19 protein-coding genes are annotated in these 23,019 nt (G+C 33.5%); 2 read left to right on the plus strand and 17 right to left on the minus strand.

Annotation, left to right across the window (positions count from 1 at the left end; translation table 11 throughout):
* The 4 genes from OF897_RS15295 to OF897_RS15310 form a co-directional block, all read right to left on the minus strand.
* On the minus strand, positions 1-675 hold the full coding sequence (locus OF897_RS15295; protein ID WP_267266542.1) for a superoxide dismutase: 675 nt from the start codon (positions 673-675) through the stop codon (positions 1-3).
* Between the two features lie 121 nt (positions 676-796).
* The gene (locus OF897_RS15300; RefSeq protein WP_267266543.1) at positions 797-1,477 is read right to left on the minus strand and encodes an SCO family protein; all 681 of its coding nucleotides are present in this window, start codon (positions 1,475-1,477) and stop codon (positions 797-799) included.
* Positions 1,464-1,739, minus strand: a complete 276-nt coding sequence (locus tag OF897_RS15305) for a YHS domain-containing protein (protein ID WP_267266544.1) — start codon at positions 1,737-1,739, stop codon at positions 1,464-1,466. Before OF897_RS15305 ends, OF897_RS15300 begins: the two co-directional genes overlap by 14 nt.
* 216 nt (positions 1,740-1,955) lie before the next feature.
* Complete coding sequence (locus tag OF897_RS15310; protein WP_267266545.1) at positions 1,956-2,318, minus strand: hypothetical protein; 363 nt, start codon at positions 2,316-2,318, stop codon at positions 1,956-1,958.
* Between the two features lie 162 nt (positions 2,319-2,480).
* Here OF897_RS15310 and OF897_RS15315 point away from each other — a divergent pair, with 162 nt between their 5' ends.
* Entirely contained in the window at positions 2,481-2,888 is a 408-nt protein-coding gene (locus OF897_RS15315; protein ID WP_267266546.1) for a type II 3-dehydroquinate dehydratase, read from the plus strand.
* A 126-nt stretch (positions 2,889-3,014) separates the two neighbouring features.
* Here the strand turns inward: OF897_RS15315 and pckA are convergent, their stop codons facing one another.
* The 10 genes from pckA to OF897_RS15365 form a co-directional block, all read right to left on the minus strand.
* Complete coding sequence (gene pckA / locus OF897_RS15320; RefSeq protein WP_267266547.1) at positions 3,015-4,631, minus strand: phosphoenolpyruvate carboxykinase (ATP); 1,617 nt, start codon at positions 4,629-4,631, stop codon at positions 3,015-3,017.
* 127 nt (positions 4,632-4,758) lie between these two features.
* Positions 4,759-5,664 (minus strand): GYDIA family GHMP kinase, encoded by a 906-nt coding sequence (locus tag OF897_RS15325; RefSeq protein ID WP_267266548.1) that lies wholly within the window; start codon positions 5,662-5,664, stop codon positions 4,759-4,761.
* Between the two features lie 10 nt (positions 5,665-5,674).
* Positions 5,675-6,550 (minus strand): ACP S-malonyltransferase, encoded by an 876-nt coding sequence (gene fabD / locus OF897_RS15330; RefSeq protein WP_267266549.1) that lies wholly within the window; start codon positions 6,548-6,550, stop codon positions 5,675-5,677.
* Between the two features lie 54 nt (positions 6,551-6,604).
* Positions 6,605-8,332 carry an amino acid ABC transporter substrate-binding protein gene (locus OF897_RS15335; RefSeq protein ID WP_267266550.1) on the minus strand — a complete coding sequence of 576 codons (1,728 nt, stop codon included), beginning with the start codon at positions 8,330-8,332 and terminating at the stop codon, positions 6,605-6,607.
* A gap of 37 nt (positions 8,333-8,369) precedes the next feature.
* Positions 8,370-9,956 carry a bacillithiol biosynthesis cysteine-adding enzyme BshC gene (gene bshC / locus OF897_RS15340; RefSeq protein ID WP_267266551.1) on the minus strand — a complete coding sequence of 529 codons (1,587 nt, stop codon included), beginning with the start codon at positions 9,954-9,956 and terminating at the stop codon, positions 8,370-8,372.
* Between the two features lie 12 nt (positions 9,957-9,968).
* On the minus strand, positions 9,969-11,909 hold the full coding sequence (locus tag OF897_RS15345) for a putative porin (protein ID WP_267266552.1): 1,941 nt from the start codon (positions 11,907-11,909) through the stop codon (positions 9,969-9,971).
* A 91-nt stretch (positions 11,910-12,000) separates the two neighbouring features.
* Positions 12,001-12,819, minus strand: a complete 819-nt coding sequence (locus OF897_RS15350) for a hypothetical protein (RefSeq protein WP_267266553.1) — start codon at positions 12,817-12,819, stop codon at positions 12,001-12,003.
* 19 nt (positions 12,820-12,838) lie between these two features.
* On the minus strand, positions 12,839-14,416 hold the full coding sequence (locus OF897_RS15355; protein ID WP_267266554.1) for a RagB/SusD family nutrient uptake outer membrane protein: 1,578 nt from the start codon (positions 14,414-14,416) through the stop codon (positions 12,839-12,841).
* 20 nt (positions 14,417-14,436) lie between these two features.
* Positions 14,437-17,292: a SusC/RagA family TonB-linked outer membrane protein gene (locus OF897_RS15360; RefSeq protein WP_267266555.1), complete on the minus strand. Its 2,856-nt coding sequence runs from the start codon at positions 17,290-17,292 to the stop codon at positions 14,437-14,439.
* Between the two features lie 80 nt (positions 17,293-17,372).
* Positions 17,373-19,289: a S8 family serine peptidase gene (locus tag OF897_RS15365; RefSeq protein ID WP_267266556.1), complete on the minus strand. Its 1,917-nt coding sequence runs from the start codon at positions 19,287-19,289 to the stop codon at positions 17,373-17,375.
* 254 nt (positions 19,290-19,543) lie between these two features.
* Between OF897_RS15365 and OF897_RS15370 the strand changes: the two genes are divergently transcribed.
* A complete protein-coding gene (locus OF897_RS15370; RefSeq protein ID WP_267266557.1) occupies positions 19,544-20,227 on the plus strand; it encodes a hypothetical protein in 684 nt (227 codons plus the stop codon).
* A gap of 682 nt (positions 20,228-20,909) precedes the next feature.
* Here the strand turns inward: OF897_RS15370 and OF897_RS15375 are convergent.
* The 3 genes from OF897_RS15375 to OF897_RS15385 form a co-directional block, all read right to left on the minus strand.
* On the minus strand, positions 20,910-21,485 hold the full coding sequence (locus tag OF897_RS15375) for a DUF6705 family protein (protein WP_267266558.1): 576 nt from the start codon (positions 21,483-21,485) through the stop codon (positions 20,910-20,912).
* The gene (locus tag OF897_RS15380) at positions 21,485-22,072 is read right to left on the minus strand and encodes a DUF6705 family protein (protein ID WP_267266559.1); all 588 of its coding nucleotides are present in this window, start codon (positions 22,070-22,072) and stop codon (positions 21,485-21,487) included. The genes OF897_RS15375 and OF897_RS15380 overlap by 1 nt, the downstream gene beginning before the upstream one ends.
* Before the next feature lie 29 nt (positions 22,073-22,101).
* A partial coding sequence (locus tag OF897_RS15385; RefSeq protein WP_267266560.1) for a hypothetical protein occupies positions 22,102-23,019 on the minus strand: 918 nt, incomplete at its 5' end.

Raw genomic sequence — 23,019 nt, forward strand, 5'->3', positions numbered from 1 at the left:
CTATTTTTTGCTTAACGCTTCGTCATATCTTCTGCTGATTTCTTTCCAGTTGGTCACGTTCCAGATGGCAGTTAAGTAATCCGCTCTTTTATTCTGATATTTCAGGTAGTAAGCGTGCTCCCAAACGTCGATTCCGAAGATTGGAGTTCCTTTTTCTTCTACAACATCCATCAGAGGATTATCCTGATTTGGTGTTGAAGAAACAAATAATTTCCCACTTTTATCTACAGAAAGCCAAGCCCAACCAGAACCGAAACGCTCTGCTCCTGCTTTAGCCATTTTCTCTTTGAAAGCATCCATGCTTCCGAAAGCATCCGTAATGGCTTTTGTTAATTTTGCTGAAGGCTTTGTATCTTTTTGAGGAGTCAAAACCGTCCAGAATAATTCGTGGTTGTAATGTCCACCCGCGTTATTTCTTACCGCCATTGGCAAAGTTCCTGCTTTTGAAAGAATTTCAAACAATGTTTGCTTTTCCTGTGGAGTTCCGGCAATTGCTTTATTCAAATTCGCAACGTACGCAGCTGCGTGTTTTGAATAGTGAATTTCCATAGTCTGTGCATCAATATTACCTTCCAATGCATTGTATGCGTACGGTAAAGGCGTTTGCTTAAACTGTGCAAACGCAAACTGCGCCGCAAAAACTGCACTTAGTGCAGCGATTTTAAAAATCTTCATAACTTTTTGTTTATATGGTTTAACATTTATTTTTTATTTGAGCTGGAAGCGGGGTGATGGAAGATGGATGTCTTTTCTCGGTGTAATATTACTTCCAGTATCTAGCTTCAAACTTCCTGCCTTATTTCAATAATTTCTTGATATCCTCAATTAAAATTTCCCGGTCAGGATGGAATTTCCCATTCAATTTAGGGATTTTTCCTTCGGCATCTTCATAATTCAATCCTGAATAATAGAGAATCGGCATATTTTCTTTGTTGTACCTGCATCTGATGTTTCCGTCTTGGTCTACTAAAGCAATCATTCCGCTGTGATTGAGGTTTTCGCTTTCATCTTCTTTATCTCCTACATAAATATCAAACTGATCAGCCAAATTTCCGATATAAGTTCGGTCACCAGTCAAAAAATGCCAGTTTGGCGATTTTACTCCTATTCTTTGAGCATGATTTTTCAAAAGTTCAGGAGTATCATTTTCAGGATCGATACTGATGGAGATAATTCCAAAATCAGGATTATTGATCTCGTCTTCAATCGCTCTCATGTTGGTATTCATCACCGGACAAATCGTTGGACATTTGCTGAAGAAAAACTCAACCAAATAAACTTTTCCCAGCATATCTTTATTTGTCACCACTTTATTATTCTGATCCGTCAGTTCAAAATCCGGAACTTTCATCACCGTATAAAGACTGCTTTTAAAATAGCTTATGCCAACTCCAATTCCCACAAACAATAAAGCAATCACAACAATTGGAACAATGATTTTGCTTTTCGTATTGCTTTGCTTCTTATTTTTGGGCATACTTCTCAGGATTTTTATTAAACTCATCCTTACAGTAGCTACTGCAAAAACCGTACGTTTTATTTTTGTAGACTGCGGTATGCTTCATATCAGGTTCTGTTTTCATATCGCAAATGGGGTCAACAGCATTGGCAAACTTTACTGTTTTCACATTTGACTTCGAAGCTGTATTTTTTGTTTTGTGCTTTACTTTTAGGGGTTCCTGCGCACAGGAAAGTAATGAAACAGACAAAAATGCTGTTAATAAAATCTTTGATTTCATTTTATTTAAATTGAAATTAATACTTGAATTGAATAAAATTAAGTGGATTTTTAAACTAAATTTAATGTTGATTGGCTGAAATTTGAACCATTAAGATCAGTTAAGTTTTAAGTTTCTTTAAGGAAATCGGATAGATTTTTAAGCATAAAACTTACACCTTTTAATCTTCGATAGTTTATAGATTAAACACAACTAGAAATTTAGTTTAAATAAAGTTTAGGATAAAGGAGGATGGAATATTCTGAAGAAATATTCTGAAGTATGAGAATCAACGTAATCAGAATCGGGATTTTTTAATTGAATCTCTGATTGTGACTGATTTGAAAAAGAAAGAATTTCATGAGACAGAAAAGCATCTAGGCCCGCAATTTTTATATTTTGTGAGTTATTGGATTGCTTTTCGGTTTTTGACAATTCTTTACTGACGTAACATTTTCCTTTACAGTCAGACTCAATTACTTTTCTGTTCTCACAAAGATTTTTCACGATGTAATCATAATTGACAGCATAATTGACCAATGGCAAAACCGGACGGATTGCAATGGTAAAAACAATGAAAAAGGATAAGAGAAACTTCAAGTATCAAATCTTTACCACAAATATAGTGTAGAAAATTGAGTTGAGTAGTCATTTATGATGAAAGTCAGTTTTGTTGTTAGAATTGGATGTTTGTGATTTTTTGTAGGACAAAGTTTGAAAGCTTACAATTGCCTTTTCATTTAAATTATTTAAATTTATCCTATGAAAGTTTTAATTGTAAATGGTCCCAATCTCAATCTTTTGGGAACAAGAGAGCCGGAAATCTATGGAAATATTTCCATGGAAGATTATCTGGAAAAACTAAAATCTGAATTTTATTCGCATGAAATAAATTATTACCAATCAAATATTGAAGGTGAAATCATTAACAGACTTCAGGAAGATGATTTTGATGCACTTATAGTTAATCCAGGAGCTTTTACGCATTACTCTTATGCGATTGCAGATTGTTTAAAGAATATTCAAAAACAAAAAGTGGAAGTTCACATCAGTAATATTTACAAAAGAGAAGAATTTAGGCAAAAATCTGTAACTGCAGCTTGTACGGATGCAGTTTTGTCTGGTTTTGGAATGGACGGATACCGATTGGGAATTTTGAGTTTGAAATAAATTTCCCGCAGATTTCACAGTTTTTAAAGATCATGTGTGAATTATATTTACGTAAATCAAACTGATTATGCAGATTTTTCTTTAAAATAAAAAAGCCTCATCAATTGATGAGGCTCTTCACTATTTCTAAATGGTCTGTTCCTGTAATTGAGGACCAGAAGCAATCAGCTTTTTGGCTTCGTCATTACCGCAGTACTGCTCGAAGTTTTTGATATATTTTGCAGCAAGATCTTTTGCTTTTTCTTCCCATTCTGCAACGTTATTGTAAGTATTTCTTGGATCTAAAATGCCTTCAGAAACATTTGGCAATGAAGTAGGAACTTCAAGATTCATAATTGGAATTATGGTTTTCTCAGCATTTTCAATTGATCCGTCAATGATTGAATCAATAATTGCTCTTGTATCTTTTAATGAAATTCTTTTTCCAGTACCGTTCCAACCTGTGTTTACCAAGTAAGCTTTAGCACCGTGTTCTTTCATTTTTCCGATTAATGTTTTAGAATACATTGTCGGGTGTAATGTTAAAAATGCTTCACCAAATGCAGGAGAAAAAGATGGTTCTGGTTCTGTAATTCCTCTTTCAGTTCCTGCTAATTTTGAAGTATAGCCACAAAGGAAATGATATTGAGCCTGGTTTTCATCTAAAATAGAAACTGGAGGCAAAACTCCAAACGCATCTGCAGAAAGATAAACAATCTTGCTTGCGTGACCTGCTTTTGAAGGCAAAACGATTTTGTTAATATGATAAATCGGATAAGAAACTCTTGTGTTTTCAGTGATTGAACCATCTGTGTAATCAGCGATTCCATCGTTTACCACAACGTTTTCAAGAAGTGCATCTCTTTTAATCGCTCTGAAAATATCCGGTTCTTTTTCTGCTGACAAGTCGATTACCTTAGCATAACACCCGCCTTCGTAATTGAAAACTCCGTTGTTATCCCAACCGTGCTCGTCGTCACCAATTAAATATCTTTTAGGATCTGCAGACAAAGTAGTTTTTCCTGTTCCTGAAAGTCCGAAGAATAACGCTACATCTCCTTCTTCACCAACGTTTGCAGAACAGTGCATTGATGCCATTCCTTTTAACGGAAGGTAATAATTCATCATCGCAAACATTCCTTTTTTCATTTCTCCACCGTACCAAGTTCCGCCGATAATCTGAAGTTTTTCAGTAAGGTTGAACATCACGAAGTTTTCAGAATTTAATTCCTGCTCTTCCCAGTTTGGATTTGTAGTTTTTGAACCATTAATTACTGTGAAATCCGGCTCTCCATAATTTTCTAAATCGAAATGAGATGGACGAATGAACATATTTGTAACGAAGTGCGCTTGCCACGCAACTTCTACGATAAATCTTACTTTAAGTCTTGTATCATCATTGGTACCGCAAAATGTATCGACAACATAGATTTTTTTGGCATCAGAAAGTTGATTTAAAACTAAATCTTTACAAGATTCGAAAATTTCGGGTGTTGTAGGTAAATTTACCTTACCATCCCAGAAAATAGTATTTTTTGTAACATCATCCTCTACAATATACCTGTCTTTAGGTGAGCGACCTGTGAAAATTCCTGTTTTTACAGATACTGCACCAGATTCTGTTAATTCAGCTTTCTCAAAACCCTGATTTTCAGGTGACATTTCCGCTTGATATAATTCTTCGTAAGAAGGATTATAAATTAATTCGTAATCTCCTTTAATCCCTAATTTTTGTAAATCTTGGACGATTTTAGCGTTTTTCATTTTACTTATATTTTCTGTTTCTTTTTGTTGGTTTAACAGCAGTAATATTAACTAATTGTTAAACTTCGATAAATATAAACATATAAGTGAAAATGACAAATAAAAAATAGACCTTTTAACTAATTGATTAACAATTTATTAAATCATCCCATTCGTAAATAGTGGTAAAACCTTTGCCCCAAAAATAGTCTTCAAAGCCCTCAAATTTTGCACTCATTACAAAATCTCCGCCCCAAGCGCCCAAACTTTTGACAAATTTTGCACAATCTGCAAAATAAATTGATTTAACTGTAGGAATTTCAATAAAATCAGAAATTCGTTGTTCATGTAACATAATTAAATCAGAAAATTTATCTAATTCATCACACAATAAAATATTTCTTGTGAGATTAGAAAATTCGTCGACCAATTTTTGAGACTTTATTTTAGACTTATAAAGATTGATTCCTTCCCGGCTGTCTTGCTTTTGATTTAAGTGAATGAAAATCAGTTCATTCTTAAATTTCGGATTAAAATTTACCTTTTCAAAATGAATTTCAGGTTTGTTTTGGAATAACACTGCAGACTTAGCATGAGCAACGGCAATATCATATCCGCTCCCTCCCAAACTTATTGAATTTAAATGAAAAGGATTAATTTGAGCCCATTCCGCTAAATTGTTCATTAAAGTTGAACTGCTTCCCAAACCGTAATCAGCAGGAAACTGAAGGTTTGTTTTTAAATAATAAGAATCGGTATTTTTAAATTTAATTTCAGAAAGATTCTGAACGTTTTTGAGAGTTTTAAGAATAAACTCTGCGCTTGAAGTAATATTGGTTTCTAAAATCTGCCAGTTTTTATAATCTATAACAGCCTTTAACCATAATTTATTCTGATGATAAGCTTCCCAGAAAACAACTGATTTTCCGTCTGGCTTTTCTTCAAAAAAAAACTCCTGTCCTAGCTTTGTGGGTACAGCTAAGACAAGAGCTCCGTCTACAGCGAAATATTCTGAAGTAAGCATCAGCTTTCCCGGTGAATAAATTTCGCCCATTTTATTGTAATTAGATTGCAGAAGCAGAAGTTACTTCGCCATCAATTTTCTTAATTAAACCTTGAAGTGTTTTTCCAGGACCAACTTCTACAAAGTGAGTTGCGCCATCTTTAATCATATTTTGTACAGATTGCGTCCATTTTACAGGACCTGTTAATTGAGCAATTAGATTTGCTTTAATCTGATCAGGATCTGTAACCGAAGTTGTGGTAATATTCTGATAAACAGGAATTGTAGCTTTTCTAAACTTCGTATTTTCAATTGCAGCAGCCAATCTTTCTTGTGCAGGTTGCATTAAAGGTGAATGGAAAGCTCCGTTTACCGGTAATAACAATGCTCGTTTTGCTCCGGCTTCTTTTAATTTTGCACATGCTTCTTCTACAGCAACAGTTTCTCCTGAAATTACCAATTGTCCGGGACAGTTGTAATTGGCAGGAACTACGATTCCGCTGATCGATGCGCAGATTTCTTCCACTTTAGCATCATCCAATCCTAAAATTGCAGCCATAGAACTAGGATTTGCATCACAAGCAGCCTGCATCGCTTTTGCTCTTTCAGAAACCAATTTCAAGCCGTCATCAAAAGATAAAACCCCGTTTGCAACCAATGCTGAAAATTCTCCTAAAGAGTGTCCTGCAACCATTTCAGCTCCAAGACCGTTTACTGCTTTTAACGCAGCAACAGAATGTATGAATATTGAAGGTTGAGTAACCTCCGTTTTCTTAAGATCTTCATCTGCACCACTAAACATAATGGATAGAATGTCAAAACCTAAAATTTCATTGGCAGATTCCATCAAATCTTTAATGTCTTTACGGGAATCGTATAATTCTTTTCCCATACCTACAAACTGTGATCCCTGCCCAGGAAATACAAGTGCTTTCATTTATTTATTTAAAAATTAATACAAATATATAGTTTAATTATAAAGTTCCTAAAATTACGGAACCAATCTGATCACACGGAAACCAGTATTTACATAAGCTCCGTTTGCCTTAGATTTTACAAATTCAAATTTAGTAGCCAATTGAGTCTGCACTTTATTGATTTGCTTAAAGATTTCTCCTTTTTTGTTTTCTCTCGTCAACATATCGTTCACAACATCAAAACCAATTACCGCATATTTTCCAGGAGTTTTGCAATACTTAGCTTTGTAAGCAGCTAAAATTTCTTTTTCAAAATTTCCGTCAGCATTGATTTTTCTATCCATCAAATAAACCAAACTTGCTTGGCTCAACTCATCAACTTTCTTATCAAAGCTTGGAGCAGCGTACATACTGAATGCTTTTACGCCTTGAACTTCTTTGGATAAAGCAATTACTTTATTAGAAAAAGCTTCACCTACCGCATCATTATCACTCGCCAAAATTGCAATAACCGGAGCAGATTGTCCCGTCATCATATTTTGATCCAACTGAATGTCTGAAGCCGAATTTACAATCGTAATCTGAGCATTTTTTACATTCTTCTCAAGACTAGACTTCAGATAGTTTGCATTTTCTTTTTTAGCGTCTGCAACAATGTAAATTTTCTGATCAGAATAAACAGATTTTACTTCTTCTGCAATTTTATCTGCATAAGTATGCTCATTAGTTTCAACGATAATTAAATTGCTGTAGTTATATAATTCCGGAGAGTTTGCAAATGGAGCAACCACAGGAATTTTCTGAGTTTTTGTAAAATCTAAAAGATCAATTACGTTTGATTTAAAGAAAGGTCCGATAATTAAATCGGTATTGTTAGGATTGATTTGAGATAAAGAGCTTTTAAATGAAGCTTCATTACCAGAATCAACGATTTTTATATCTAATTTTTGTCCGCCCGAAGCATTTCTTTCGATTGCTAGTTTAGCTCCCGTAAGAAAATCTGTCGCCATAGCACGATATTGAGTTTCGTTTGTGCTATATCCGAAAGGAAGCATCAAAACAACACTTAAAGCGTCGCCATTCTTTTTGATATATGCTGCGTCAAGCTTTCTGATTTTTAAAATCATACCGCCTTTCAATCCTTTTGATAAATCAGGGTTTAAAGCAACTAACTCATCAATCGAAATTCCGAATTTGTTAACAATTGAAAAAACAGTATCTCCTTGCTCCACAACATAAGTTGCGTATTCATCCTGATTAGAATGAGAGTTGGAAGAAGACCTTTCGTTTCCAGAATCTATTTTGGTTTTATTATTATTCGTAGAAGTGGTTTCTGCAACAGTTTCAACAGGTTTTGTAACTGTAGTAGCTACAGCTTGGCTTCCACCATATTTTTTGATACTGTCAAAAGGCAAAGTAATTTCATCACCAATTTTTAAGTGAGAATCCAAATCAGGATTTAGTTTTCTTAAATCAGTTTCAGAAATTCTGTATTGTTTCGTAATACCGTAAACTGTTTGTTTAGGCTGAAGAATAATTTTTCCGGTTTTAGCAGATGTGTTTGTAACAGGGGTTTTTGCAGCAGTATTTACAGCACCTCCCGATTTTACGTTAACAACATCTCCTAATGTAAGTTTTCCGTCTTTCACTTTAGGATTCAACTTCAACAATTCATCTACAGAAATTCCGTATTTCTTAGAAATATTATAAGGAGTGTCACCTTTTACAACAGTGTGTGTCTTCTGAGCCGTTAAACCCAAAAACATACACAAACCAGATAGTATAAAAAACCTCTTAATCATTTTCGATATTATAATTTACAAAAATACTTCTTTAAAATTAAATGGCAACAATTATTAGTTTTGAATCATCAACCACCATTTCTTCCAAACAAAATTCTATCCATGAATATCCAAAATCCGCAAAAAAGACAGAGAAATTATAAATTCTTTCCTGCCATGTTTTCGAAGGATGTACATCTAAAAATAAATTTTCCAAACGCTCCAATAATTCACTTTGCTTGATTTTTTCAGCCCGAAGAAGTCTTTTCTTCATTCTTCCAAAAGATTTCAACTGCCTTGTTTCTTCTGCTTTCACTAAATTTCCAAAAGATTGTTCTGTAGTTTCCGCAATATTTTTCAATTCTGAAAACTGTTTCGTCAGAAGATTTTCTTTTTCGTCAAGCAAATTAAGGATTTCATTGTTATCTAAAATCTTCTCATTGGTAATTTTAGTAAAATTCTGGAAGAAATCATCTATTTTTAAATCCAGTTTATTGATTTTTCCTAAAGTTTTTTCCTTTAAAAACAACATTGAATTTCTAGGAATTAAAATTGGGAACGGTAAATTTAATTTAGTAAAATAATCTTTCAATTCAAGCCAATACATAATTTCAGCATTTCCACCAATGTAAGCGAGATTTGGCAAAACAGTTTCCTGATAAACAGGTCTCATTAATGCATTTGGACTAAATTTTTCAGGAAAATTTTCAAGCTCATTTAGAATTTCTTCTTTTGTAAACTGAATATTTGTGTCAACAACTATATATTTTTCACCATCAAAATCTATTCTGTCACGAGTTTCAGAAAGATAGAAAAGGTTTATTTCACGAGGATTTACCTGAACTTTACCATATTTTTCCGTCAGAAAATCAACTTTATCTTTTGAATTTTTATTTAAATTAAAATTTTCAAGCTCATCTCTAAAAACATCTTTAATTTGAATTTTTAAAACTTTAGAATCTCCATCTAAAATCAACAAACCAAAATCTGAAAACAATCTGTTAACCAAAGTCTGAATCGCTTTCGTTAAAGTATTGCCAACTTTGTAAGCTTCTTTCAGCATTAAAATCAATTCGGTTCCGAAAATAGAATCTTTAAATTCTTTCTCAAATTCAGAAATGAAAAATGTATCGTTGATTTGAATTTTCCCAACTGCACTTCCTGACTTTTCATTGATTTCGTAATAATTATTATCCGTTTTAAAATGATTAATTTCTGCAAAATCATGATCTTCAGAAGCCATCCAATAAATCGGAACAAAATTAAAATCAGGAAAATTTTGCTTTAGAAACGAACAAGTTTTAATCGTCTGAAGAATTTTATATACAAAAAAAACAGGTCCGGAAAACAGATTCAACTGATGCCCGGTTGTAATCGTAAACGTGTTTTTTAGTTTTAAATTTTCTAAATTTTCTATTTGATTAGAAGAAATTTTAAAATCTGAAAGTTGAGATTTAATTGTTTCAGAAAGAGTTTCTCTTTTCTCTGAAGTGAAAGAGTTTTGTTTTAAATTAATTTGCTGAGCAAAATTTTCCAATGAAAAAGTCTGCGCTTCAAATCCTTCTATATCATGATTCAGGAAATCTTTTACCAATTGTGGAATACTTTCGATTTCGCTGAAAGCTATTTTATTTATTGTTTTCAACCTGATAAAATTTTAGTTGAACAGATACCATACAATTCCGATGTTTAATCTAAAATCATAGACCGGATAATGTGGAAATGCGTATGCTTTATTGTGTGAAATGAGCGTTCCGATTTGCTGACCTTCAATGAAGAAAAACATTCTTTTCACTTTCATATTAAAATAAAGATCGGCAATCGGCTGTCCTCCGATGGAGAATGAATCTGCGCTTGGTAAAATATATTCGTTAAGAATTGGGAAATATTCTCTCGTTGCAAATTTTGAGAAATAATACACTTTTAAACCAGCCTGAATTTCTGCTGAATTTTTGAATGCCTTAGACTGAAAGAATAAATTGGCTCTTCCAATAAAAGAAGGCATTGGTAACAGTTCTTTATTAGTCAAAGCATTCTGAAATTGCAATCTTGTATTTAAATGGAATTTTCCATAACTAAATGTTGCATCACCTCCGATTTGAGAAATATTCAGAGAATTTGCGCTTTGTTTCGGCATTGCAGCCGCATCAAAATAGGTGTAATTATCGATTCTGAAATAGTTAGCAAATAGTTCTGTCTTGAACCACTTCAAATTTAAACTACCTCCAATTTCTGTTACTGATTGATTTTTTGCATCTGAAAGGAAATAATTGTAATTATTGTAAACAGAAGAATTGGCAAGATAATTAAACGAAGGATAAGCACTTTGGAAATTTACCTTCGCATTCACAAAGTAATCTTTGATAGGCTCAAATTTGATATTGTTCGTAGTTTTTAAATAATCACCAAACTGACTTCCTTTTGAAATTTCTAAGAATGAATTAACTTGAAATTTATCAAAAAGTTTGATCTGAATATTCCCGACAGCTCCAAGTCTACTTTCTTTAAGTTCAGCTGGGATTTCAAGATTCGGCAATGTAATCTGATTAACTCCAAATTTCAACATTTGATATCTTAAACCAGCATCTAACTTGAAACGCTCATTATCGAAAACCAAACTCAAAGTATTACTAAAGTTATTTGAATATTTTTTTGTGGCTAAAGGAAATCCATTAACAATTTCTGCCGCTGTAGAATACCAATATGGTTCTAAGTTGTCTTGATTATAATAATATTTGTTGCCTTGATTAGAAAGTGTGTGCCGAATTCTAAAAGGAAATTTTTCAGCATCGAAAGGTGTAAATTGATGACTTAAATAATATCTTCTAAAAGAATACTGTGAACTGGATGATGTTAAATTCACCTGAGCTCGATCTCTATTTCGAAATTCACTTTCTCCGGATTGGAAAAGATCATCGTTTATAATTCCGCCATTTTCCTGATTGTTTACATTTTGATTAAGATAATGTGCAAACAATTCATAATTACCGCTTTTTGAAGTGTAATGTCCCGAAAATAAAGTGTTATTATTTGCCGCCAAAGAATTCCTATAAAAACCCTGAGAACGAAGTCCCATATAATCCAAAGCAAAATTGAATCTTTTACCAATATTTTGAGTGTATGTTGACTGCAACGCCGCACCATTTTTCATCGCTGTATGATAAATAAATGTTGCAGTTGGTGTTTTTACATCGTAATATTTTATATCATTAACCCCTAAAATTCCATACGATTTATTTGTTGGTAATAAAGACAGATTCTGTTCAGCATTCGTCTCATAAGATAGAGGATTGAATCCTGCTCCAATATTTGCAAACTGTACTCTTCCAAAATTATCTCTGTTATTATATTGTGAAAAAATATAAGTTTTGTTAAATGTCATCGCTGTATCAAAAATCTTCTTTTCAGAATATTGAGTTTGATATTGATAATCATTAATGGTAGGCTTAAATATCTTCAATGAATCTTTCGTTCCCGAATCTACTATTAAGGTATCTTTTAATTTTTTCTCCAACATATTAGAGTCAGTTTTATTAACGATAACCTGAGCTTTAATAAATGAAGCAAAGAAAAATATGATGAGGAAAAGGTATTTCATGTAAATTTTTTGTACAGCAAAAATAAGAAATAAAAGGCAATAAAAAACCCCGTCTTGAGACGGGGTTAAGATTATCTTAATAAGAAGATTATTAATTAAGAGCTGGCCAGTTGCCACCAGTTTTTGTAAGTGTAGTAGTACCATACTCACCATATGATGTTGACCATCTGAAGGTTAATTTATCCCCATTTACTACAACATTTGAAATAGAAAATGAATCTCCATATTGGTTTGTTCCTAAGAAAGATAGTTTACCACAAAGATCCTGTAGTCTAACACCTGATGCAATAGTAGTTCCACCATATAACACTCTGTAACCGCCAAAACTGGCATCGGTAATTGTATAAACACCATCAGAAGACTGCCCTAAAGTGACATTTCCTGTCACAGGTGTTGTAACAACTACTCCAGTATCAGGAGTAAAGAAATTTGTTGTAGAATAAGCATAAGTGCCAGCTAAGGCAGAATCACATCCAAAAATCAATGATAGACTAATTGTGTTATTATAATTAGCTTTAGGTACGGTTGGAGAAACTAAATCAAAAACTAAAGTTTTAGCTACTGTAGAAGACAAACCTGCTCCATAGACTCTAATTTTGATTACTCCAGAATTACTACCAGCAGGAATTTCTACAGAGCCATTATTTAAAATGACATAATCTGTACCTGCAATTGCATTTCCACTAAGTCTAGAAATACTAAAGGTAGCTGCAGACCCAAGCGGACTCATAGTTCCTACTCTAATATCAAAATCTCTATACCCAACAGCAGGACCTTTAGCTACAGCAAATTGATCTATAAAGAAAGCTGTAGATTCCCCATCATATATTGAGTTTTCAGTCCCATCTTTACAAGCCCCAAGACTCAGTAATACGATAAATAAATAAATAAATTTAGATATATTTTTCATTTTTGTAATGATTTAAAAATTAATAACCAGGATTTTGTACAATCAGACTGTTTACGTTTGTTTCGATTGTAGGAATTGGCAATGTCCATTTATAACTTGTTAATGGTAAATTTTGAGGATTTCCACCAGGATAGTTAGAAGTCAAAGAGCTGTAATCTGCAGGATCTCTGTCAATACCAGCATTAGCCTTTGTTCCTAATCTCTTAAGATCTAAAAATCTGTATCCTTCAAAAGCAAATTCTAATCTTTTCTCATCTAAAATCATCTTCCAAGCAGCAGTAGGAGTAGTTGGTGCTGTAACAGTAGTAGAAGCTCCATACCTAGCATCTCTAATAGCTTTAATTGCAGTACGTACACCTACAAAATCTGAAGCATTTGCTCTAGCTTCTGCCACAATTGTATACATTTCAGACATCCTCATTACTTTAAATGAATTATTAAATGTATTAGCTGTCGTACTTGCTGCTGTATTAGCTGAAATATTTAACCTTCCTCCGTGCTTGTTAATAATCAATTTATCGGAATTTCTATAATCTGCTGCAGATGAATAGTTAGGATCTATACTTGAGTCAGGACCAATGATAAGATTAGCTCTTACATCAGGAATTAAAGTACCAAAGTTATTGGCATCCGTATTATTATTAGGATTCAGTTTATTGTGTAATGCTCTACTAACTTCGTAGTAAGGAGAACCAGCGGCTGAAGGTCTTACAGAAAACCAAGCATTGTGAAGATTGGTAGCTTGAGCATTTTGTTGGTTATTTCTTTGAACTCTGAATAATACTTCAGGAACAACAGCATCGGTCCAAAAAATTGTTCTATACTGAGCCTTTGTTGCTAAAGTCAATCCCGCTGTATTAATTACTTGATTTGCCCAAGATTCTGCGTTAGTATAATCACCTTTATACGCATATGCTCTAGCTTTTAGTCCTCTCGCAAAATTAATATTCCCATAATTTGGATTCGAAGCTAAGTTAGAAGATTGAAATAGCGTAATTGCGCGATTAAGGTCATTGTGGATAAACGTGTAGAATTCTCCATTAGTATTCCTAGGAAAATCATTCACATCATATTCATACAAACGATTAGCAATAATCCCTGCTAAAGCAGTATTGCTTGTCATATCAGTTGTGAAATAACTCAAAATACGAAGATGCCCATAAGCTCTCAAAGTCAAAGCTTGAGCTCTAATATTATCAATAAGCGCAGCATCAGTAGCGTCTTTCGGTTTAATCTTATCTGCTGCGTCAAGAATTCTATTTAATCTAGAAATAGCTAAATAAGTTTCAGCCCATATAGAAGCTGGAAAATCAGAACCTGAGTTTAGGAAAAAAACGTATTCTTCAGTAATTCCTTGACCACCGTTTGCAAATCCTATACCGACTTCGTCTGTAAAGATTGAAACATATTCGGATTCTGATCTTGTAACTAATATACTAAGAGTAGAATTCATTAATAATTGTAAATCTGCACTTGACGTAAGTCCGTCTGCCTCATAAATAACACCAGGTGAATAAGTGTCGAGTAAATCATTATTACAAGAACTTGAAGCAAGTAATCCCAGAGTTAATATTGAAAGTTTAAAAATATTTTTCATTGTTTTATCTTATTAAGTAATTAAAATTTAACATCTAGACCAAAAGTGAAAATTTTAGGTGTTGGATAACCATATTGATCTGCAGATCTAGTACTTTCAGCATCAAAGCCTCTCCATTTTGACCAAGTGTATAAGTTTTCTCCTTGAACCATTATTGTTAAACTTTTAACAAATGTTCCTTCAATCATACTTTGTGGTAATCTATAACCTACTTGAAGATTTCTTAGTCTTAAGTAAGAAGAATCTACTAAGAAACGATCAGATCTTACCTCATAACTTCTATTAGATGCTGTATTTGAAGGAATATCAGTATTTGTATTTGTAGGAGTCCAAGCGTTTAATAAATCTCTTGAAACATTAAACTGACCTACATCGTCTGGACTATAGTATCCTGACATATCATAATCATATCTGTAAAGACCCGCAACATAGTTAAATGTTGTATTTACAAATATCCCTTTATAATCGAAATCAAATCCAAAACCACCTACATATTTAGGGTTTCTAAAGTTAGATTTTAAAGGTTTCAAATCTGCATCAGTAGGAGTTTCTGTAGGAGAACCATTTGCACTTTCAAAAAGTAAATTTCCATTATTAGGATTTACACCTAAATAGTGGTAAACATATGGAGCTTGCCACAGCCCACCGTTAGCAGAATATGTTTGAACCGAACCACCATCAATTAAAGGAGATTGGTATAAATCATATACTCTTTCTCTATTTAATGCTCCGTTACCTCTAAGAGTTAAAGTATAATTTTTCTCAGTATTTTTAAGAACATCTATCTCCAAATTCAATTCAAGACCTGCGTTAACAATATCTATTTCAGTATTTTTATTTAAAGTAAGCTGTCCCAAAAGTGCACTCTGTGGCCAAGGATAAAAGATGTCCATTGATTTTTTTTCATAAACATCAAATTGACCTCTTACTCTTCTAGATAATAATTCAAAGTCTAAACCAATATTGGTATTTCTAGTAACTTCCCATTTCAAGTCAGGATATCCTAAAGAAATACCTAAACCTAAAGCAGTTCCGTATGCAGGCGTTGTTGTTTGTGCAAAAGTATTCAAATATCTAGGCGGGTTAAGACCATCAAATAATCCTCCTACGACTCTTTCATTACCTTGTGTACCAATTGACCCTCTAAGTTTTAAATCGTTTACCCAGCTTACATTTTGCATAAATGCTTCACGGCTAATATTCCATCTACCACCAACAGACCAGAATGTACCCCAAGCATTTTCTCTAGCAAAACGGCTTGAAGCATCGCGTCTAGCATTAACAACTAAACCATATTTCCCAGCATAACTATAGTCAGCATTCGCAAAATATGAGAATAAATGTTGACGAGATTGTCCCGCAGAAACATTAGGAAGATAAAGATCATTTGTACTTCTTATGAAACCTGTACCCGTTCCTGGAACCCAAGTACGTAGATTAAGACCATTTTGAGTTAAAGAAGAACTTTGAAGCATATTACTGTTAAATTCGAAAGCAGCACTTGCATTCAATCTATGCTCTCCAAAAGTTTTGTTATATTCTAACTGTGCCAAATTGTTAAATGCAAAAACTCTTGAGTTAGCAAAAGTTTCAAAACCTCTAAACTCCTGTCCTGTAGCAGCGAATAAAAATGAATTGAAAGCATTAGGATGCTGCCAAACATTATCATTAAGGTTTCTAAATGTCATATTAGCTCTTACACGCCCAGTTAAAGATGGAAGAAATTTATAAGAAGCCTCAGTTGTAACATCAACTCTCACCTCGTCTGTTGATGACTTATAAGTTTTCTCTTTGTCAATTAAGAATAAAGGAGTGTATAATAATGTTTGATTACCTAAATATAAATTAAAAAGTTGTTCCCCATTTTGATATGTATTCGGATCAAGATGTGGGGCACCTTTCATTGCACCAAGAACTAAGTTTTGATTAACACCTCCAGTATTTAAACTTGAAGCTTGAGTATTCCTAGTTAATGACAATGCTGTACCAACAGAATAATTAAATTTATTATTTTTAGATTTCCCATTTAAGTTATTTCTCAATGTAAATCTCTTCATTCCAGTTGTAGCCAATAGTCCTTGTTGATCTAAGTAACCGATACTCGTAAAATTATTAAGATTTTCGGATCCTGCAGAAATTGAAACATCATGTGACTGCAATACTGATGGCTGAAAGAAATAATCTAACCAGTCTGTATCTACAGTGTATGCTGCAATCTGGGCATCAGTCATTCCAGAACCTACACCTTTACCTAATCTTTTTTCTAGAGTAAGCAACTCTTGAGCATTTGCCAAATTATAACGATGTTTCTGTAGAGTCGAAACACCAAATTGCGTACTATATCCAAAGGTAATTGGTTGTGAAAACTTACCACGTTTAGTTCTAATTACCACTACACCATTAGATCCTCTGTTACCAAATTGTGAAAGCGCAGAAGCATCTTTAAGAACTTCCATACTTTCAATATCATTTGGATTGATATTACGGAAACTCTCACTTGTACCTGGAAAACCATCAATTACATATAGAGGCTCTGTATTCCCAAGTAAAGAACCTTTACCTCTTATCGTTAATGATGGCGTAGCACCCGGCTGACCTGTACCTGTTGTAACATTAACACCCGCAAGCTGGCCTTGAGCAACATTAAGAACGTTTGCATTTGGTCGGTTATTAAGAGTTTCGCTGCTAATCTTCGCAGTCGAAGTTACAGCATTACTCTTTGTAGAAGATGTATATCCAACAACAACAACTTCCTCAATATCCTTTACATTCCCAGTACCAATAGTATCTTTCTTTTGACTTTCTTGTGCCATGATACTTTGAACACCTAAAAAAAACAGTGCGCCAACACTTAACACTTTTAATTTTACATTCATATTAACAAATTTTAATATTATTTTGTTGCAAATATGTTAAAAATATTTAACACTTGCAAACGTTTTATTATCAAACTCTTTTATTCTTTAATAAATTTTAAACTAACCTGTCTATTTTTCTTATCGTTATACAACATCATGTAATTACCTGGTACTAAAGATTGCACATTCAACATGCCGTTTGTAACTACATTTTTCATAATTACTCGACCACTTAAATCTAATATCACAACTTGCGCTTCAACTAAATTATTATTTTTTATATTTAGTATGTCTTTAACAGGATTAGGTACAATCTGTATTTGATTTTCAAGAGATACATCATCTTTAGTTCCTAATGTTACTAAATTTTGCGAACTTGCAATTAACGTGAAATTTTGATTACCTCCCGTAAGAGATCCCTTATGAGTAACTGTAATTGTATATGTTCCACTTGGATTAGGAATATCTATTCTTTCAAAATTGTCTACATCGTTTGTCCCCGTATTTGTAGCTGCTGCAAATGCGTTAGACATACCTTGAAGTTTCCACGGATAATACACTGTACCTGATGCTGATGTAACTTTAATATCTAAATCATTAACAAGGTATTTTGTAGCAGGATCTACAGTACCAGTATTATTTGTAGGATAAGCAGGATCTGTCCACGAAATTGACACTTTTAAAGGCCTAGAACCATTCGCTGTAATAGTCTTTGTATAAGTTGCTGAATTATTAAGATTTAATTCTTGAATAATACTTCTATTAGTAAGTAAATTTTTATCTCTAATTACTCTTGCTGCCGCATCAGCATTTATTAAACCCCATCCAAATTCATAATCGGGTCCGGCAGCTCCTCCAGCCTCATCCGCAGTATGCAAAATCAAACCCTTGGTTGTTGCAGCCCTCATGAAATTATTGTATAATGTATTATGATATTGTTGCAAAAGCGTAAGAACACCAGTTACACCAGGAGAAGCCATTGAAGTCCCAGACATAAACCCTGTAGCTGTATCAGAGCTACTTAAAGTAGACCTAACATTAACCCCTTTCATGGAAATATCTGGTTTAATTCTACCGTCATCACTAGGCCCCCAACTACTAAATGAAGACATTACCACACTGTCTGCTCCTGTATATTCAGTAACCTGATTAACCGCAGCTACAGTAACAATATTTTTAGCAATACCATCACCTGCGATAAGATCATAACCAAATTTGCTGGAAATTTGAGTAGACCAAGGCGCAGCTGTATCATTTCTACTATTACCCGCAGCAAAAACAGGAAGATAATAAGGGTTATTAAAACAAAGGCCGTCGAGCAATCTTGCATCGCTTCCATAAGCTCCCAACATCCATAATTGACTATTATTTGTTAAATTAGGTCCATAAGAGTGATTCGATACTAATAATCCAGTTGAAGCTTGACCAAGCATTTCAGATAAGTCATCATTCCAGTCATAAGATAAAATTGAAGCATTAAAAGCAAGACCCCTTGCTGCCGGTAGTACACCTTTTGCAGCTATAGTACCAGCAACGTGTGTTCCATGGTTAGACATTGAAGATGTAAAATCCATGACAGAAACTTTAGTAAAACCATCTACCATAAATTCTTGATGAGAATCTCTGACAGGACCTCCATCCCAAACTCCAGCAACCATTCCCTGACCTTGAATATTTATTCCAAGTGCACCTCCGCTATATAAAGAATTTGCTCTTGCAGTAAGTGCTGCTCCCTCATTGTATGTCTTTATAAGTACAGGAGTTCCATCTAAAAGAATATCTCTTATCTCTTCTTTCCCTAAATCATCATCTTTTAAAATCCTTTTAGAATTAGGATTCTGCATTAAATAATCTGTAATTCTCGACCTCCTTCCATTTTCTACTTGTTTAATTTCAGATAACAAAATTGCATTTGCAATTTGATCAGATTTCGCAGCTATCTCTTTTCTTTCTTCAGCCGTTTGTGAAAAATAAAAAGAAGGAATTAAAAGTATTAAAAAATATGTTTTTTTCATTTCTTTATAATTGAATAGATTTATTTATTAATCTTTAAAAATTTTCGCAAAAATGTTAAAAAAAAACTAATTACACAAATATTAATTCTTAAATATTAATTTCTTATTAACAAAAATCATCAGTTTTATATATATACGTAATAAATTTGAACTTTGGTTTTCAAATTTACAGCAATTTTTATTGTTTATTATATACATTCTACATTAAAAGTATTTTATTTTTCGTAATTTTGAATGTAATTAATCTTAAGAATATGAAAAAAATATTTTTTGCACTTATTGTTTTAATAGGATCTTATGCATTTTCTCAAAACAATATCATTTTGTCAAGAAACGATCTTTTAGCAGGAGCTTCATTCGACAATCGTATTAGTGGAGCTTCAGGTAAAATATTGAGCTATGATGATATATCTGGATCACCTTACCCTGAGAAATCCTTTAAGGATGCTAAAATTGCTGAAAATTATCAGAATACCGCTGTTCGTTATAATGCTTATAAAGATGAGATAGAATTTAAAGACGGCTCTGAAATAAGGATTTTACCAAAAGACTCAAATTTTCAAAGAGTCGAGATTACTTCTCCTAAGCAGACTTTAGTTTACTTAACTCTTGAAGATGAGCCAACAGGTTATTATTATGAGATTGCGAATGGAAAAACAGCTTCAGCTTATAAAAAAATAAAAACGAGCTTTAAGGATATACAACCGGCCTCTACGCCATATGGAACAGATCAACCTGCTTCTTTCAGCACGACTGCTCCTACATATTTTATAGTACTGGATGGGAAAGTGATCAAGAAACCTAAAAATCAAAAGCAAGTAATTGATCTCCTTCCTGAGAAGAAAGGGGTGCTTAATTCTTTTTTTAAGGAAAATAAAACTAAACTTGACAAGGAAGAGGATTTAAAAAAATTAGTTACATTTCTTAATCAAAATTAATATTTTCCCTCAAATAGAATAATAAAAACTGATAACAATCGGTTTTTATTATTTGGTTTAAAGTCTACAAAAATAGAAGTATGTATTAGTGTGAAATGAAACACTAATTTCATAATACGCATTAAATTTTCTTCGGAAGTATATTAGAGCAATTAATCACACCATTTTCGTTATAAATGTAGTACCCAACTAAGCGATCTTCATAATTTGTAATCCCAACTTCACTGGGATTATTGGCTACCGTTGTACAGTCCGGTGGTGTTCCAGGGTCTGTGTTGCCATTGCCCCCCGTTCCCGAACCTCAAGGATAATCGATCACTTCTGGAAGTTCCTCCATATTGCAGCCTCCTGTAATTATTGTGTAAACACCGGATGGCGTATCTGCTTTTCATTTTGGCCACTGGCTACATTTGAGGCATTATGCACATTGTCACTACAGATCACATAAATAATTTCCTCATTCCAATTGCAGGTCATCTTTGCCAATTGTCAACCACTATTAAAACTTCCGTTTGCCAATTCGGTAATCGTAGTTTTCCGTCAGTATTTACTGGCTCTCCGTTTCTTACTTTCTCTCTTTCCTGAGGAGTAAAATTGTAGGTTACCAAAAACTCTTTGTAGCCTCCATCAGCTTTCGGTACGAGTAGGGCAAAAAAACACCCTATTTTAAAGGGCGTTCATTTTACTGCTTCGTAAAAACCATGTTCAGGGGGAAAGTAGAACCACTGTACAAAGTCCTTTGTTTATCACCATTAATATATGAACTATGCTGGTCTATATCACCATCAAATTTCATTTGGGTTGGGGATAATATTTCTAATCCTACAGAGATCATCTTTTCTTTTTTGACATCTATAAAAACTCCTGTATTTACTTTTGAACTACAAGAAATTCCAAAGTAGACACTTATTCCAAAATCACTTTGAAGATCATCTCCAGATGTATCGGCTATCACAACTCCATTTTCCTTATAAATATAATAGCCTACTAAACGATCTTGATAATAATTATCAGTGTTGTTATTATAGTGATATTTATTTTGCTTTAGCAAAACTAAAGTCATCTCCTTATTTCCAGACGACCATTTCCATGTGCCTACATAAGGAGCATAAATATTGGTAATGTCTTTTAAATAAAGACTTCCATTATCAGTTTGTAATGGAAGATGGTTGCATCGTTCCGGAATATTTATAATATTCGTTTGCGCCTTACAAGACAAACTAAAAAATAATGTTAATAATAAAACTATTCTATTCATTACCGCTTTGTAAAAACCATTTCCAAAGGAAAAGTAGAACCGCTATACAAAGTCTTTTGCTTATTCCCATTCACATAAGAGCTATGCTGCTCTATCTCACCATTAAACTTCATCTGGGTTGGGGATAACATTTCTAAATCTACAGAAATCATCTTTTCTTTTTTCACATCTATAAACATTGCAGTGCTAACTTTTAATGTACCCTTATGTGAATAAAATGATACACTTATACCATTATCTGTTAGTAAATTCTCATTTGAAGTATCAGCTATCACAACTCCATTCTCTTTATAAATATAATACCCAACTAAACGATCTTCATAATAGTTTTGTGGGTATGAATTATAATGATATTTAATCTGTTTGGTCAGAACCAATATCATTTCTTGATTTCCTGATGACCATTTCCAGCTCCCTACAAATGGCATGTAGATATTACTAATATCTTTTAAATAAATACTACCATCTTTAATATTCATTGGCCCACTATCACCTCTTCCTAAAAGATCAATCACATTATTTTGACCTTTACACGATATAGATATTACTGTTATAATACTTAGTGAAATATATTTTATTATCTTCATATTATTAAATTTAATTATTTTTTTCTTACTCATAAAGGACAATCATCCTTATCTACTTCTCCATTAGATTTCAACTTGAGTTTCCCCCATCTATTATTAGTTTTATCTTTTCTGTATAGATGAACACCATCTGCACTTCCTATTTCTGAATCATTTAGAACTTTCATTAATAGCTTTAGAGCTTCATCTTCAGTATAATCTTTATTTTTATCAAACTCGTATCTTTCAAAAATTTTATAAATTTTCCCACGAGCCACTTTATCTTCATCTGTTGTAGAGGTTGTACCCTGATTAAGACCGGCAAAAATTGCATCCAACGCCGTGGTATCATTCATCCTGAACGCATATTCCGTACCATTAAAATTTACGGTGTAAGCAACATACGTGTTTTTCCTTGGGGGAGCCAATTTTTTATATTCCACATACAAATCATGAATATCGCCAAACTGCTGAACCGGGAAAGTATTTTCGTAATGATTGTGCGCTACAAGAATATCCCAGGTATGATGCACTATTTCCACCGTTACGGCACCCGCTACACCGATATCAATCGGTTTATCAAAAACATTATATTTTAAAACCTCACCTCTTTTGGTTATGGTAATCCCTGTTTCATGATTGTGCTTTTTGGGATTCGTAGGATCTACATATTTCTTAAGCGTATCTAATTTAGGTTGTATAGCAGGATCTAGCGAGTTCTCTTTCAATATTTCACAAGGTGTTCTTTCATCTTGTTGGTTAGGATCATTCGGCTGTGTAGCCCCACCAACATGACACCCGTTTTCATCGATGATACCGACTTCCCCAGGATTATTGGCGACTGTAGTACATTCATCAGGACCATTTCCTGCGGGTCCGCCACCACCACCTCCGCCACCAACTCCGGGATCCGTAGGCATTAGTGTTTCGTCTACCTGTTCCACACAGCTGTAGGTGCTTACAAGGTA

This window comes from Chryseobacterium formosum (genome assembly GCF_026460885.1).
In the GTDB taxonomy this organism is placed as follows: Bacteria; Bacteroidota; Bacteroidia; order Flavobacteriales; family Weeksellaceae; genus Chryseobacterium; species Chryseobacterium formosus.

Excerpts from the sequence above, each read along its gene's own strand:
- OF897_RS15295 (WP_267266542.1), bottom strand. The coding sequence starts at position 675 with ATGAAGATTTTTAAAATCGCTGCACTAAGTGCAGTTTTTGCGGCGCAG.
- OF897_RS15300 (WP_267266543.1), bottom strand. The coding sequence starts at position 1,477 with ATGCCCAAAAATAAGAAGCAAAGCAATACGAAAAGCAAAATCATTGTT.
- OF897_RS15305 (WP_267266544.1), bottom strand. The coding sequence starts at position 1,739 with ATGAAATCAAAGATTTTATTAACAGCATTTTTGTCTGTTTCATTACTT.
- OF897_RS15315 (WP_267266546.1), top strand. The coding sequence starts at position 2,481 with ATGAAAGTTTTAATTGTAAATGGTCCCAATCTCAATCTTTTGGGAACA.
- pckA (WP_267266547.1), bottom strand. The coding sequence starts at position 4,631 with ATGAAAAACGCTAAAATCGTCCAAGATTTACAAAAATTAGGGATTAAA.
- OF897_RS15325 (WP_267266548.1), bottom strand. The coding sequence starts at position 5,664 with ATGGGCGAAATTTATTCACCGGGAAAGCTGATGCTTACTTCAGAATAT.
- fabD (WP_267266549.1), bottom strand. The coding sequence starts at position 6,550 with ATGAAAGCACTTGTATTTCCTGGGCAGGGATCACAGTTTGTAGGTATG.
- OF897_RS15335 (WP_267266550.1), bottom strand. The coding sequence starts at position 8,332 with ATGATTAAGAGGTTTTTTATACTATCTGGTTTGTGTATGTTTTTGGGT.
- OF897_RS15345 (WP_267266552.1), bottom strand. The coding sequence starts at position 11,909 with ATGAAATACCTTTTCCTCATCATATTTTTCTTTGCTTCATTTATTAAA.
- OF897_RS15350 (WP_267266553.1), bottom strand. The coding sequence starts at position 12,819 with ATGAAAAATATATCTAAATTTATTTATTTATTTATCGTATTACTGAGT.
- OF897_RS15355 (WP_267266554.1), bottom strand. The coding sequence starts at position 14,416 with ATGAAAAATATTTTTAAACTTTCAATATTAACTCTGGGATTACTTGCT.
- OF897_RS15360 (WP_267266555.1), bottom strand. The coding sequence starts at position 17,292 with ATGAATGTAAAATTAAAAGTGTTAAGTGTTGGCGCACTGTTTTTTTTA.
- OF897_RS15365 (WP_267266556.1), bottom strand. The coding sequence starts at position 19,289 with ATGAAAAAAACATATTTTTTAATACTTTTAATTCCTTCTTTTTATTTT.
- OF897_RS15370 (WP_267266557.1), top strand. The coding sequence starts at position 19,544 with ATGAAAAAAATATTTTTTGCACTTATTGTTTTAATAGGATCTTATGCA.
- OF897_RS15375 (WP_267266558.1), bottom strand. The coding sequence starts at position 21,485 with ATGAATAGAATAGTTTTATTATTAACATTATTTTTTAGTTTGTCTTGT.
- OF897_RS15380 (WP_267266559.1), bottom strand. The coding sequence starts at position 22,072 with ATGAAGATAATAAAATATATTTCACTAAGTATTATAACAGTAATATCT.